This is a genomic window from uncultured Jatrophihabitans sp. (genome assembly GCF_964252635.1).
Taxonomy (GTDB): domain Bacteria; phylum Actinomycetota; class Actinomycetes; order Mycobacteriales; family Jatrophihabitantaceae; genus Jatrophihabitans.
Genome location: NZ_CAXUNP010000058.1, coordinates 5,899 through 17,845, shown reverse-complemented (window position 1 = coordinate 17,845; position 11,947 = coordinate 5,899). Strand labels below are relative to the sequence as shown.

Annotated in this window: 15 protein-coding genes and 1 tRNA gene; 6 read left to right on the top strand and 10 right to left on the bottom strand. The window is 70.9% G+C overall.

What is annotated here, in order from left to right; all coding sequences use genetic code 11:
- A partial coding sequence (locus ACFFCA_RS18250; protein ID WP_375487411.1) for an LON peptidase substrate-binding domain-containing protein occupies window positions 1-1,366 on the bottom strand: 1,366 nt, incomplete at its 3' end.
- A gap of 136 nt (window positions 1,367-1,502) precedes the next feature.
- Here ACFFCA_RS18250 and ACFFCA_RS18245 point away from each other — a divergent pair.
- Complete coding sequence (locus ACFFCA_RS18245; protein WP_375487409.1) at window positions 1,503-2,225, top strand: ATP-binding cassette domain-containing protein; 723 nt, start codon at window positions 1,503-1,505, stop codon at window positions 2,223-2,225.
- A gap of 25 nt (window positions 2,226-2,250) precedes the next feature.
- On the opposite strand, the gene ACFFCA_RS18240 is transcribed toward ACFFCA_RS18245, so the two are convergent.
- Together ACFFCA_RS18240 and ACFFCA_RS18235 are read right to left on the bottom strand one after the other, a co-directional pair.
- Window positions 2,251-2,958, bottom strand: coding sequence for an SseB family protein (locus tag ACFFCA_RS18240; protein WP_375487407.1), 708 nt, complete (start codon window positions 2,956-2,958; stop codon window positions 2,251-2,253).
- A 79-nt stretch (window positions 2,959-3,037) separates the two neighbouring features.
- The gene (locus ACFFCA_RS18235; protein ID WP_375487405.1) at window positions 3,038-4,036 is read right to left on the bottom strand and encodes a pirin family protein; all 999 of its coding nucleotides are present in this window, start codon (window positions 4,034-4,036) and stop codon (window positions 3,038-3,040) included.
- A gap of 99 nt (window positions 4,037-4,135) precedes the next feature.
- Between ACFFCA_RS18235 and ACFFCA_RS18230 the strand changes: the two genes are divergently transcribed.
- The 3 genes from ACFFCA_RS18230 to ACFFCA_RS18220 are packed head-to-tail and all read left to right on the top strand — an operon-like array spanning window position 4,136 to window position 5,210.
- Entirely contained in the window at window positions 4,136-4,543 is a 408-nt protein-coding gene (locus tag ACFFCA_RS18230) for a nitroreductase family deazaflavin-dependent oxidoreductase (RefSeq protein ID WP_375487403.1), read from the top strand.
- Window positions 4,544-4,555: 12 nt separating this feature from the next.
- Window positions 4,556-4,726 carry a DUF5302 domain-containing protein gene (locus ACFFCA_RS18225; protein ID WP_375487401.1) on the top strand — a complete coding sequence of 57 codons (171 nt, stop codon included), beginning with the start codon at window positions 4,556-4,558 and terminating at the stop codon, window positions 4,724-4,726.
- The gene (locus tag ACFFCA_RS18220) at window positions 4,680-5,210 is read left to right on the top strand and encodes an HPP family protein (protein ID WP_375487413.1); all 531 of its coding nucleotides are present in this window, start codon (window positions 4,680-4,682) and stop codon (window positions 5,208-5,210) included. The genes ACFFCA_RS18225 and ACFFCA_RS18220 overlap by 47 nt, the downstream gene beginning before the upstream one ends.
- Here ACFFCA_RS18220 and ACFFCA_RS18215 read toward each other — a convergent pair.
- A tRNA-Leu gene (locus ACFFCA_RS18215) sits at window positions 5,170-5,242 on the bottom strand. The two genes, ACFFCA_RS18220 and ACFFCA_RS18215, sit on opposite strands and share 41 nt — an antisense overlap.
- 54 nt (window positions 5,243-5,296) lie before the next feature.
- On the opposite strand from ACFFCA_RS18215, the gene ACFFCA_RS18210 reads away from it, so the two are divergent.
- Entirely contained in the window at window positions 5,297-5,677 is a 381-nt protein-coding gene (locus tag ACFFCA_RS18210) for an acyl-CoA thioesterase (protein ID WP_375487400.1), read from the top strand.
- Here ACFFCA_RS18210 and ACFFCA_RS18205 read toward each other — a convergent pair.
- The gene (locus ACFFCA_RS18205) at window positions 5,667-6,461 is read right to left on the bottom strand and encodes a uracil-DNA glycosylase (RefSeq protein WP_375487398.1); all 795 of its coding nucleotides are present in this window, start codon (window positions 6,459-6,461) and stop codon (window positions 5,667-5,669) included. The two genes, ACFFCA_RS18210 and ACFFCA_RS18205, sit on opposite strands and share 11 nt — an antisense overlap.
- A 75-nt stretch (window positions 6,462-6,536) precedes the next feature.
- On the opposite strand from ACFFCA_RS18205, the gene ACFFCA_RS18200 reads away from it, so the two are divergent.
- Entirely contained in the window at window positions 6,537-6,875 is a 339-nt protein-coding gene (locus tag ACFFCA_RS18200; RefSeq protein ID WP_375487396.1) for a DUF4235 domain-containing protein, read from the top strand.
- Here the strand turns inward: ACFFCA_RS18200 and ACFFCA_RS18195 are convergent.
- The 5 genes from ACFFCA_RS18195 to ACFFCA_RS18175 all read right to left on the bottom strand — a co-directional run bounded on the left by ACFFCA_RS18195 (window position 6,862) and on the right by ACFFCA_RS18175 (window position 11,505).
- Window positions 6,862-7,800, bottom strand: coding sequence for an exopolyphosphatase (locus ACFFCA_RS18195; protein ID WP_375487394.1), 939 nt, complete (start codon window positions 7,798-7,800; stop codon window positions 6,862-6,864). The genes ACFFCA_RS18200 and ACFFCA_RS18195 overlap by 14 nt on opposite strands.
- Window positions 7,797-8,366 (bottom strand): DUF501 domain-containing protein, encoded by a 570-nt coding sequence (locus ACFFCA_RS18190; RefSeq protein WP_375487392.1) that lies wholly within the window; start codon window positions 8,364-8,366, stop codon window positions 7,797-7,799. The genes ACFFCA_RS18195 and ACFFCA_RS18190 overlap by 4 nt, the downstream gene beginning before the upstream one ends.
- 55 nt (window positions 8,367-8,421) lie before the next feature.
- Entirely contained in the window at window positions 8,422-8,823 is a 402-nt protein-coding gene (locus ACFFCA_RS18185) for a septum formation initiator family protein (protein WP_375487390.1), read from the bottom strand.
- A gap of 9 nt (window positions 8,824-8,832) precedes the next feature.
- Window positions 8,833-10,170 carry a phosphopyruvate hydratase gene (eno, locus tag ACFFCA_RS18180; RefSeq protein ID WP_375487388.1) on the bottom strand — a complete coding sequence of 446 codons (1,338 nt, stop codon included), beginning with the start codon at window positions 10,168-10,170 and terminating at the stop codon, window positions 8,833-8,835.
- A gap of 96 nt (window positions 10,171-10,266) precedes the next feature.
- Window positions 10,267-11,505, bottom strand: a complete 1,239-nt coding sequence (locus ACFFCA_RS18175; protein WP_375487386.1) for a diguanylate cyclase — start codon at window positions 11,503-11,505, stop codon at window positions 10,267-10,269.
- Between the last annotated feature and the right edge of the window lie 442 nt (window positions 11,506-11,947).

The window sequence follows — 11,947 nt, the reverse complement described above, 5'->3', positions numbered from 1 at the left end:
GGTCGAGGTCGACCTCGAGGTAGTGGTCGCGGAACGTGTGGTTCTGCGCCGGGTCCAGCACCTCGAGCAGGGCCGCCGCGGGGTCGCCGCGGTAGTCCGAACCGACCTTGTCGATCTCGTCGAGCAACACGACCGGGTTCATCGAGCCGGCCTCGCTGATGGCGCGGACGATGCGCCCGGGCAGGGCGCCGACGTAGGTACGCCGGTGGCCGCGGATCTCCGCCTCGTCGCGCACCCCGCCGAGGGCGACGCGGACGAACTTGCGGCCGAGCGTGCGGGCGACGGACTCGCCGAGCGAGGTCTTGCCGACGCCGGGCGGGCCGACGAGGGCCAGCACGGCCCCGGAGCCACGCCCGCCGACGACCTCGAGGCCGCGCGCGGCGCGCCGCGAACGGACGGCCAGGTACTCGACGATGCGGTCCTTCACGTCGTCGAGGCCGTGGTGGTCGGCGTCCAGGATCTCGCGGGCGCTCTTGAGGTCGGTGTTGTCGTCGGTGCGCGTCGACCAGGGCAGGTCGAGCACGGTGTCGAGCCAGGTGCGGATCCAGCTCGTCTCGGGCGACTGGTCCGAGGCCCGCTCGAGCTTGTCGACCTCGCGCAGCGCGGCCTCGCGGACCTTGTCCGGCAGCTCGGCGGCTTCGACGCGGGCGCGGTAGTCGTCCGAGCCCTCCGGTTCGCCCTCGCCCAGTTCCTTGCGGATCGCGGCGAGCTGCTCGCGCAGCAGGAACTCACGCTGGCGCTTGTCCATGCCCTCGCGGACGTCGTCGCGGATCTTCTCGGTGACCTCGAGCTCGGCGAAGTGCTCGCGCGCCCACTCCAGGACGCGGGTCAGCCGCTCGTGGACGTCGGGGGTCTCGAGCAGCTCACGCTTCTGCTCGTCGGACAGGTACGGGGCGTAACCGGCCATGTCGGCGAGCTCGCTGGGGTCGTCGACCTTCTGCACCTGGTCGATGACCTGCCAGGCGTTGCGCTGCTGCAGGATCGCGATGACCACCTTCTTGTAGTCAGTCGCGAGCTCGCGGACGGCCTCGGTGGACGGGGCGTCCTCGACGGGCTCGGCCTCGACCCACAGCGCGGCACCGGGACCGGGCACGCCGGAACCCAGTCGGGCACGTGCGCCGGCGCGCAGGACCGCGGCCGCGGCGCCGCCGGGCAGGCGGCCCAGTTGCTCGACGGTCGCGACGACGCCGTGGGTGGGGTAGCGGTCGGACAGGCGCGGGGCGAGCAGCAGCCGGCCGTCCGAACCGGCCCGGGCCGCCTCGATCACCGGGCGCGTGTCGGCGTCCAGCTCGACGGGCACGACCATGCCGGGCAGCACGACGAGGTCGGGCAGCGACAGGATCGGCAGGGTGATGACGTCAGTCATGGGATACCTCTATCTCGCGAATTGAGTCTTGTCGGCTCAACTCCGAGGTGGGGGCGTCTGTTCCGTCTCGGCCGCCGAAGGCGTCCGCTCTGGGCGAACGAGCCGAACGGTCAGGCCGGTCTGCCAGGCTGGGACGGTGTTCGACGAACTCCCCGTGACGCGGGTCGAGCGCGACCCGCGCGCGCCCGCCGCGACGGTTGGTTGGCCGCACGACATCCCTGCCGTCGCCGACCTCCTGGGCCATGGCGTCGAGCTCGGGCCGCTGACCGTGCTCGTCGGCGAGAACGGGTCGGGCAAGTCGACGCTCATCGAAGCCGTGGCCCAGGCCTACGGGCTGTCGGCCGAGGGCGGTTCCACCGGCGCCCGGCACAGCACCCGCGAGTCCGAGTCCGACCTGCACCGGATGCTGCGGCTGCGGCGCGGCATCGGGGCGTCGAAGTGGGGGTTCTTCCTGCGCGCCGAGACCATGCACGGCTTCTACAGCTATCTGGAGCGCAACCCGGGGAGTGCCGATCCGGTGTTCCACGAGCTGTCCCACGGCGAGTCGTTCCTGAGCGTGCTGGAGTCCCGGTTCGCCGACCCCGGTTTCTACGTGCTCGACGAACCGGAGTCGGCGCTGTCGTTCAGCGGCTGCCTGGCCCTGGTGGGCCTGCTGCATCGCATGGCTCGGGACGGGCGGCGCCAGTCACTGGTCGCCACCCACTCACCGGTCATCGCGGCCACACCGGGCGCCACGATCCTCGAGGTCGGCGAGCACGGCCTGCGCGAGGTCGCGTGGGACGACCTCGAGCTGGTGCAGAACTGGCGTGACTTCCTCGGCGACCCGGACGTGTTCCTGCGCTACGTGCTGGACGACTGAGGTCGCACCCAGGACCGGGCCTGGCCTACGACGAGGCCGGGAAGAAGGGCGGCACCGGGGCCGCCGGGTCGTGCTCGCCGGGCGCGATGACCATGACGTCCAGGGTGCGTCCCTCGGTACGTGAGGCGGGCCCGTTGATGCCGGCGTTCACCGTCTCGCGCGGCAGCGCGGTGCGCACGGCGAGCAAGTAGCCCTGCAGACCGTCGGGGTACTGGACCCAGGCCAGCGAGGCCGAGTCGACGCCGCCGAGCACCTCCAGGTATGCGGTGAGACCCTCGACGAGGCCGGGGGCGACGTACGCGGGTTGCCCGATCAGCAAGGTGGTTCCGGCACCCGCCACGCGGGTGCGGCTCGCCGGGTCGACGCCCGCGAGCAGGTCGGACATCTCCGGGACGGTGAAGGACTTGCCGTGCTGGCTGAACGGGTTCAGCGCGGTGACCGCGTTGTTGCGAACCGCCTGCGCGAACAGGTCGCGGCAGGCGACGGGCACCTCGGTGAGGCCGGGGCGCGCCAGGGTGCGCAACGCGTCCTGGGCCTTGTCCGGGGTGCTGAAGAACGGGACAGCGGTGATGCCGTGCGTCGGCACCGTGATCGGCGACTGCCGGCCCTGCGGGTCGGCGGCGAGCAGCCACCCGACCGTCGAGGCGAGCAGCGCGTCGGTGAAGCGCCGGGCCGCTGCCGGGTCGCCGGACACGGCCGCCTGCGCGAGCAGCCCGTCGAGATCGGTGGTCATGCCGACATTCTCCGTCTTCCCCACCGCTGTGGCCGCGTTCGACCCATCGGCGCGCGGCCACGGCGATGGGGAAGGCGGGTCAGTCCGTGGCGCCGCTGTAGACGTGCGGCATGATCGCGTCCGGCGGGATGACGCCGAGCCGACCGGACTGGTAGTCGGCCATGGCCTGCTGCAGCTCCTGCTTGGTGTTCATGACGAACGGGCCGTACTGCACCATCGGCTCGCCGATGGGCCGGCCGCCGAGCAGGATGACCTCGAGCGAGCTGGTCCGGCTGTCCTGCCTGGCGTCGGCGGTCAGGGTGAGGCGATCGCCGGCGCCGAACACGGCCAGCTGGCCGCCGTGGATCGCGTCGCCCTTCGGGCCCACCGTGCCGTTGCCCGCGTAGACGTAGGCGAGTGCGTTGTAATCGGCCTGCCACGGCAGCGACAGCGACGCACCGGCCGCGATCGAGGCGTGCAGCAGGGTGATCGGCGAGTGCGTGGAGCCCGGGCCGCGGTGCGGCACCCCGTCCGAACCGGCGATCTCACCGGCGATGACGCGCAGCAGCGCCCCGCCGTCCTCGCTGGCCAGCAGCAACAGGTCCGACGCCTCGACGGGTTGGTAGGCCGGCGTCGTGAACTTCTCGGCGGCGGGCAGGTTGACCCAGAGCTGGAAGCCGTTGAACAGGCCGCCCTTCTCGACGAGCTGCTCGGGCGGCGTCTCGATGTGCAGCAGCCCAGAGCCGGCGGTCATCCACTGCGTCGAGCCCTCATGGATGACCCCGCCGCCGCCGTGGGTGTCCTGGTGGATGAACTGACCGTCGATGAGGTACGTGACGGTCTCGAAGCCGCGATGCGGGTGCCAGTTGGTGCCCTTGGGCTCGCCCGCGGCGTAGTCGACCTCGCCCATGTGATCCATCATGATGAACGGGTCGAGGTACTCATACCGGATGCCGGCCATCGTCCGGCGGACCGGGAAGCCCTCGCCCTCGTGGCCTTGCGGGCCGGTGGAGACCGCGAGCACGGGCCGCTCGGTGTCGCCGAGGCCAGCCCCCTTCACCCGCGGCAGGACCAGCGTGTCGGCGGTGACGGCAGCCATGGGACAGCCTCCTCGGTGTCGTTGCACTTGCAACTGCTTTAGGGAACGACCGGCCTGGGCAGGCTATTCCGCACAACGACTCCGACGAGAGGACCACTCATGCCCTTGTTCGGCAAGGAACACGTCGAGCGTTACGAGGCGACGGACGGCAAGGAGGGTTACGACTGGGAGAACGGGACGACGATCCTGCTGCTCCACACCACCGGGCGGAAGTCCGGCAAGGAGCGCATCCACCCGTTGATCTATCGGGACTGGGAGGACACGTACCTGATCGTCGCCTCCAAGGGTGGCGACCCCGACGCTCCCGAGTGGTTCAAGAACATCGAGAAGAACCCCGACGTCGAGATCCAGATCAAAGCCGACACCTTCCCCGTGCACGCCCGTGTGGCCACCGCCGAGGAGAAGCCGGCCATGTGGAAGCACATGACCGAGGTGTGGCCGAGCTACGAGGAGTACCAGGGCAAGACCGACCGGGAGATCCCGGTGGTCGTGCTCGAGCGGGCGTGACACGCTGGGTCCATGAGCGACGAGCGAGGCAACGACGACGCCAAGGCCAAGTTCGCGCAGGCGCTGGCCCGCAAGCACGACAAGCAGCATCCGCACGAGGCGGCGACGCAGGGTGAGGCCAAGGTGCACGACGCACATGGGGCAGCCGGTGGCAAGCGCACGTTCCGACGCAAGAGCGGCTGAGCCCGAGCCGGGCTGCGGCTCGTCCGCGCCCGATCGGGTGACGACCGGCGCGACCGTCGCCGACGTCATGGTGCGCCGCCCGCGGACCTGGCCGGCCGAACTGACCGTTGCGCAGGCACGACAGGTGCTGCAGGACGATCATGTGCACGCCGTTCTCGTCGTCGAGGACACGCGCCTGCTGGCCGTCGTTGATCGCAGTGACCTGGGCGACGCCGAGCCGGTCGACGTCGCTGGCCGACTCGGCCGCCTCGAGGGCCGCACCGTCGCGCCCGACGCCGAGCTCGAACCGGTCCGGTTGGCGTTGGTCCGATCCGGTCGCCGTCGCCTCGCCGTCGTCGACACGGAGCAGCGCCTGCTGGGTCTGCTCTGCCTCAAGCGCACCGGGCTCGGCTTCTGCACCGACGACGACGTCGAGGCCCGCGCCGCCGACCGGGCGGCGTCGGTACCCCCGGTCGGACTCGAACCGACACTGCGACCCTTTTAAGGGGTCTGCCTCTGCCGTTGGGCTACGGGGGCGCTACCGCGGCCATTGTGCCGCTTACCCGGCGCACGCGCTGCCATAGTGGGGCCATGACGTCGACGCAGACCGTGTGGTCGACACCGGTCCGCTACGCCGAGGTCGACCAGCAGGGCGTGGTGTTCAACGCGCACTACCTCACCTGGTGCGACGAGGCCCTGGCCGCGTTCTGCGCCGAACGGGGCCTGCCCGACTTCGCCGCGGCCGTGCACCTCAAGGCCTCGAGCCTCGTATGGACGAGCCCCGCCCGCTACGGCCAGACGGCCCGGGTGACCGTCCGCTGCGGAGCAGTCGGCCGGACGAGCGTGGCGCTGGAGTTCGACATCACCGCCGACGACGTGCCGTCGTGCCATGTCGAGACCACCTACGTGCTCGTGGCCGACGGCAGCCCGCGGCCGATCGACGACGCGACGCGGGCGGCCCTCACCCGCTGAGCCCGGCGACGGCGGCGGCGCGGTCGAGCACGGCGTCCAGCATCGGCTCGGTGAGCCGGCCGGTGAAGGTGTTCTGCTGGCTCACGTGGTAGCAGCCGAGCACGGTGCGCCCGTCGACCTCGACCTCGGCGCCGTGCGCGAACGGCGGCCGCCGCGACGGCACCGGCACCCCGGCGGACGCCAGCGACGGCCACAGGGTCGACCAGCCGAACGCCCCGAGCACCACGACTACCCGCACGCGGGGCCAGAGCAGGCGCAGCTCGCGCTCCAGCCAGGGGTGGCAGGCGTCGCGCTCAGTGGGGGTCGGCTTGTTCGCCGGCGGGGCGCAGTGGACGGGCGCGCTGATTCGCACCCCGCGCAGGGTCAGCCCGTCGTCGGCCGCGACCGACGACGGCTGGTTGGCGAGACCGGCTCGGTACAAAGCGGCGTAGAGCCAGTCGCCGCTGCGGTCGCCGGTGAACATCCGGCCCGTCCGGTTGGCGCCGTGCGCCGCCGGTGCGAGCCCGAGCACGAGGATGCGCGGGTCGGGGTCGCCGAACGACGGCACGGGACGCCCCCAGTACGTCTGGTCCGCGAAGGCCCGGCGGCGCTCGTGGGCGACCTGCTCGCGCCAGGCGACCAGCCGCGGGCAGGCCCGGCACACCGACACCCGGGCCGCCACCTCGTCGAGCGTGACCGCGTTCGACGCGAGCGACCGCACGTCGGCCGCGGTGCCCGCGACCGGTGTCTGCGCCGTCGCCGGGTCGCCGGGCCAGCCGGTGCCGGGCCGGACCGCGTCGTTCATGACGCTCACTGTGTCAGGGTGGGTCCGCATGCGAGCTGGGTAGGGTTCCCTCGCAGACGACGAGAGGAGCTGGACATGGCGATCGGCGCCAAGATCGGCCTCAAGGTCATCAACCTCGCCATCGGGATCCCGGTGGGCATTGCCACCAAGAAGCTCGTCGAACGCACGTGGACCGCGGTCCGGCCCGGCGACCCACCGCGCAAGGCCAAGGACGTGGACAGCACCTGGTCGGACGCGCTGACGTGGGCGGTGCTGTCGGCCGCGGGCATCGTGGCCGCAGAGTTCATCACCCGTCAGGGCACGGCGGTGGCCTACCGCTCGATCACCGGCCTCGAGCCGCCACCGCCGAAACCGAGCAAGGCGACCAAGAAGCTGGCCGGTGCGAGCGAGAAGTCCAAGGTCACCGACGACTGACGTCGATCAGGCTCAGCGCGATGCCGTCGAGGATGTCGTGCTCGCTCGCGGTCAGCTGCGGCGCACCAAGCTCCTCCAGTAGGACCCGGAGGATGACCGCTCCGGCGGCAATCACGTCCACGCGGCCGGGGTGGATGACCGGCACCGACCCCCGCTGCTCGTGCGTCATGGCCAGCAGGTCGTCGGTGGTGGCCCGTATCGCGTCGGTGGTCACCGTCGCGCCGTGCACCCGTGCGGACTCGTAGCGCGGCAGGCCCAGCGTCATCGCGACGAGCGTCGTGACCGTGCCGGCGACGCCGACCACGGTCACGTCTGGATCGAACGCGACCGTGCGGCGCGCGACGGCGAGTGCTTCACGGACGTCGCCCTCGGCCGCGGCCACCTGGCTCGGGGTGGGCGGGTCGTCGCGGAAGTGACGTTCGGTCAGGCGTACGGACCCGACATCCATGCTGTCGGCCTGCATGGGTGAGGTGCCGTCCCCGCGGACGAGCTCGGTGGAGCCGCCGCCGATGTCTGCGACCAGGAGCTCCGACGACGGCCGGCCCAGCCCGGCCGAGGCACCGGCGAACGACAACGCCGCCTCGTCGTGGCCGGTGACGACCTCCGGTTCGATGCCCAGCAGATCGCGCACCATGGCCGCGAAATCCGCGCGGTTGGCGGCGTCACGGGTAGCGCTGGTGGCCACGAGGCGGACGCGCTGCGCCGACGCCGCGTCGATGACGTGCGCGTAGTCGGCCAGCGCCGCGCCGGTGCGGGCCAAGGCCTCCGGCGCGAGCCGTCCGGTCCGGTCGACGTCCTGCCCGAGCCGGACGATGCGCATCTCCCGGTGCACGTCGTTCAGCACGGGGCCGGCGGCGCCGTCCGCGACGTCGGCCACCAGCAGGCGGACGGAGTTCGTGCCGCAGTCGATCGCCGCCACCCTCACGCGGGACGTCCCTGGTCGGTGTCCTCGCCGGGCAGCTCGGATTCGACAGCGGCGCGATCCACGCACGGCCCTGCGGCCCACCAGGCGGGCAGCGCGGCCAGCGCCTCGTCGCCCAGCGGGTTCGCACCCGCGCCGGCCGCCAACGCATGACCGACGAGCACGTGCAGGCACTTGACGCGCGTCGGCATGCCGCCGGCGCTGACGCCGGCGATCTCCTCGACGTGCCCGATCTGCTCCCGCCGGGCCAGGTAGGCCTCGTGGGCCCGCGAGTAGGCGGCGGCGAGTTCGGGGTCGGTGCCGAGACGCTCGGTCATCTCACGCATGAGCCCGCTGGACTCGAGCGTCCCGACGGCCGACGCGGCACGCGGGCAGGTGAGGTAGTACAGCGTGGGGAACGGCGTTCCGTCGGGCAGCCGCGGTGAGGTCTCGACGACGTCGGGGTTACCGCACGGGCACCGATGGGCGACGGCGCGGATGGCACGCGGCGGACGCCCGAGCTGGACGCCGACCACGGCACGATCGAGCGCGGTGAGCTCAGAGTCCGACTCGCTCGTGGGGTGGTTCATCGGGGCCCCCGCGGGTTCGTGGAGCGTTCTGTGCGCAGCGAACTCGTGGGGTGGTTCACCCTCCTGCGCTGCGGACGCTGGCCCAGATGCGGTTGTTCCAGGTGCGGCCGCGCGCCGGCTTGCTCGTGCCGTGACCGGAGCTGGCGGCGAGGTCGGACTTGGCGCCCTTGTCGACGACCACGTACACGGTGTCCCCGGGCATCGCGTACTGCAGCCGGTCGCGCGCCTGCTGCTGGATGTAGCCGGGATCGTCCAAACGCTGCTGCTGGCGGGTGAGGGCGCGCAGCTCGCTGCGATCCTGGTGCAGCTGCGACGCCGCGTGGCCGACGTCGCCGCGGCTGCCGAGGTAGCGGGTGATCGGCGCCGCGAGCACGACGACGAGCAGGACGAGCACGGCGCCGAGAACGAGCGCCCGCCCGGTGAGGACAGGTCGGCCGCGCACGCGTCGATCAGCCATGGGTATGGCTCAGTCCTCGTCCGACTCGTCGGTCGGCGTCGCGTCGTCGTCGGACGGGCCGTCGTTCTCCGCCTGCGTGTAGCGCGGGAAGGCTCCCGCGCCGGCGTAGCGGGCAGCGTCGTCGAGCTCGTCCTCGATGCGCAGCAGCTGGTTGTACTTGGCGACCCGCTCGCTGCGGGCCGGCGCACCGGTCTTGATCTGGCCGCAGTTGGTGGCGACGGCGAGGTCGGCGATGGTGGTGTCCTCGGTCTCGCCGGAGCGGTGGCTCATCATGCTGCGGTAGCCGTGCCGGTGGGCGAGCTCGACGGCGTCGAGGGTCTCGGTCAACGTGCCGATCTGGTTGACCTTGACGAGCAGGGCGTTGGCCGCGCCGGTCTCGATGCCACGGGCGAGGCGCTCGGGGTTGGTGACGAACAGGTCGTCACCGACCAGCTGCACCCGCTCGTCGAGCTCGGTGGTGAGCGCGATCCAGCCGTCCCAGTCCTCCTCGTCGAGCGGGTCCTCGATGGAGACGATGGGGTAGTTGTCGACCAGGCCCGTGTAGTACTCGATCAGGTAGTCCGACGAGCGAGCCGTGCCCTCGAAGGTGTAGCTGCCGTCGGCGTGGAACTCGCTGGCCGCGACGTCGAGCGCGAGGGCGATGTCGACCCCCGGCACCAGACCGGTCGTCCGGACCGCCTCGATGATCAGGTCGAGTGCGGCGCGGTTCGACCCGAGGTCGGGCGCGAACCCGCCCTCGTCGCCGAGCCCCGTGGCGAGGCCCTTCTTCTTGAGGACGGACTTGAGCGCGTGGTAGACCTCGGCGCCCTGTCGCAGCGCCTCGGCGAAGGTCGGCGCCCCGATCGGGGCAATCATGAACTCCTGCACGTCGACGTTGGAGTCGGCGTGGGCGCCGCCGTTGACGATGTTCATCATCGGCACCGGCAGCAGGTGGGCGTTGGGCCCGCCGACGTAGCGGAACAGCGGCAGCTCCGCCGAGGTGGCGGCGGCGCGCGCGACGGCGAGCGATACGCCCAGAATGGCGTTGGCTCCGAAGCGGCTCTTGTCGGGCGTGCCGTCCAGGTCGCGCAAGGCCTGGTCGAGGATGCGTTGCTCGCTGGCCTCCAGCCCCATGATCTCCGGCCCGATGTCGTCGAGGACCGCGGCGACGGCCTTCTCGACGCCCTTGCCGTTGTAGCGCTCACCGCCGTCGCGCAGCTCCACGGCTTCGAACGCACCGGTCGAGGCTCCGCTGGGAACCGCGGCACGTGACAGCGTCCCGTCGTCCAGGGCCACCTCGACCTCGACGGTCGGGTTGCCGCGGGAATCCAGGATCTCGCGGGCTCCTACGGCATCGATGCTCGCCACGGATGGGGGTCCTCTCGACGGTGCTGACCGGACGACACCACCCTATCGGCGGTTCTCCCGGCCGTGCCGATGCCTCGCCGCAGGCGCGGGGTCGGCTCAGGCGAGGGAGGACTCGCGCGCCGGCTCCTCGGTGCCCCGATGGGCGAGCACGACCCGGTTGCGGCCCTCGTTCTTGGCGCGGTACAGCGCGGTGTCGGCCGCGAACAGCAGATCGGTCATGGCCACGCCGTGCGTGCCGAAGCACGCGACGCCGATGGACACCGACAAACCGTCGTCGGTCGCGTCCTCGATACGAGGGTCGAACTCGCTGATGCGCAGCGCCGCCACAGCGGCGCGCAACCGCTCGGCGACGACCAGGGCCTCCGCCTCGTGCGCCGTCGGCAACAATGCGACGAACTCCTCGCCGCCGAACCGGCCGACGGTGTCGTACTCCCGCAGACCCGATTCGAGGGCCTGGCCAACCCCGCGCAGGACCGCATCGCCGACGAGGTGGCCGAACCGGTCGTTCACCCGCTTGAAGCGGTCGATGTCGACGATGAGCACGGCCAGCGCGGAATCCTCGCGCTCGGCGCGAGACACCTCCCGCTGCCCGACGTGCTCCAACGCCACCGCATTGAGCAGGCCGGTCTTCGCGTCGGTGGTGGCGACGGTCTCCAGCTCGCGCACCACCGCACCGCGCTGCAGCGTGATCATTGGGACCAGGCTCAGCAGGACCAACCAGGGCTCGTGGAGCAGCGCCAGTGAGACCAGGCCACCGAGGCAGAGTGTCGCCAGCTCGACAAGGTTGTCGTCCTTGCCGCCGAGCAATGCGCGCCCCCGCACTCCGACGCTCACCAGGGCGGCGGTGACGAGCGCGCGGTTGATCGCGGCGTAGATGAGGGTGGCTACGAGGACGAGCAGTGCTCCTGAGCCGGCAAGGGGAAGCCCTTCCCATGGCCGTGACCGCACGAAGACGCCTGCAACTAGGCAACCGAGGATCTCCGTCGACCCGTTGAACCACTTGCGGTTCAGGGGTTGACCCGTCGGCCGCTGCTGGCGGAACCAGATGTAGACGAGCACTCCGCCGAGAAGTAGGACGGCCGAGCTAGCAGGAAGGGCGATAGCGGCCGCGACAGCCCACACGGACACCATGTCGCGTTTCAGCTCCGCGCTCAGGCGCAATTTCAGTCGGGCTGCTCGGGTTGCCACCTCTTCGAAGATGACGGCCAGCGCTGCCACCAGGCCGAGAATCGCGAGGGAGCGGACGCTGTAGGAGCCGCGGACCACGGCGTAAGCAGCCCAGGCCAGAACCACGGCATCGACGGAGATCAAGTACGTGATGTGACCCTTGGGCATGCTCGCCAGAGGCCAGGCCCGCTTAGCGGACGCGGCTCTCAGGTGCACCAGGGCACGCACGGCACTCCTAACGTTCACGGCTCGCCGCCGTGGGCCAAATCGTAGCGGATCGGCAACGTGGAGCACGAGGATCAGGCGAAGCTAACTTTTGAGTTCGAACAGTCGGGCTTAGTGCGGAACTGGCTCAATTTGACATTGTTCAGGTATCTTCAGGCCGATCCCCTCTGCCGGAAGACGCACGATCCGTTATGACCTTCACCCACGCGGGTAATGCGAATTTACGATTTAACGCAGCGCTCACCTGTCGAAGATCGACGGCGAGAGCATCTCACCTGTATGTCTACCCGCTTCACATGAATCTTACACCATCCTCGCCGGAATGGCTTGGAACTCGTCACGGAAGGAGGCTCCGACATGACGCAGGGCTGGGGCTTCTAAGCAC

What these genes read in the sequence shown, in the direction of transcription:
- ACFFCA_RS18240 (WP_375487407.1), bottom strand. Translation starts at nt 2,958, where the DNA reads ATGACCACCGATCTCGACGGGCTGCTCGCGCAGGCGGCCGTGTCCGGC.
- ACFFCA_RS18235 (WP_375487405.1), bottom strand. Translation starts at nt 4,036, where the DNA reads ATGGCTGCCGTCACCGCCGACACGCTGGTCCTGCCGCGGGTGAAGGGG.
- ACFFCA_RS18230 (WP_375487403.1), top strand. Translation starts at nt 4,136, where the DNA reads ATGCCCTTGTTCGGCAAGGAACACGTCGAGCGTTACGAGGCGACGGAC.
- ACFFCA_RS18225 (WP_375487401.1), top strand. Translation starts at nt 4,556, where the DNA reads ATGAGCGACGAGCGAGGCAACGACGACGCCAAGGCCAAGTTCGCGCAG.
- ACFFCA_RS18220 (WP_375487413.1), top strand. Translation starts at nt 4,680, where the DNA reads ATGGGGCAGCCGGTGGCAAGCGCACGTTCCGACGCAAGAGCGGCTGAG.
- ACFFCA_RS18210 (WP_375487400.1), top strand. Translation starts at nt 5,297, where the DNA reads ATGACGTCGACGCAGACCGTGTGGTCGACACCGGTCCGCTACGCCGAG.
- ACFFCA_RS18205 (WP_375487398.1), bottom strand. Translation starts at nt 6,461, where the DNA reads ATGAACGACGCGGTCCGGCCCGGCACCGGCTGGCCCGGCGACCCGGCG.
- ACFFCA_RS18200 (WP_375487396.1), top strand. Translation starts at nt 6,537, where the DNA reads ATGGCGATCGGCGCCAAGATCGGCCTCAAGGTCATCAACCTCGCCATC.
- ACFFCA_RS18190 (WP_375487392.1), bottom strand. Translation starts at nt 8,366, where the DNA reads ATGAACCACCCCACGAGCGAGTCGGACTCTGAGCTCACCGCGCTCGAT.
- ACFFCA_RS18185 (WP_375487390.1), bottom strand. Translation starts at nt 8,823, where the DNA reads ATGGCTGATCGACGCGTGCGCGGCCGACCTGTCCTCACCGGGCGGGCG.
- ACFFCA_RS18175 (WP_375487386.1), bottom strand. Translation starts at nt 11,505, where the DNA reads ATGCCCAAGGGTCACATCACGTACTTGATCTCCGTCGATGCCGTGGTT.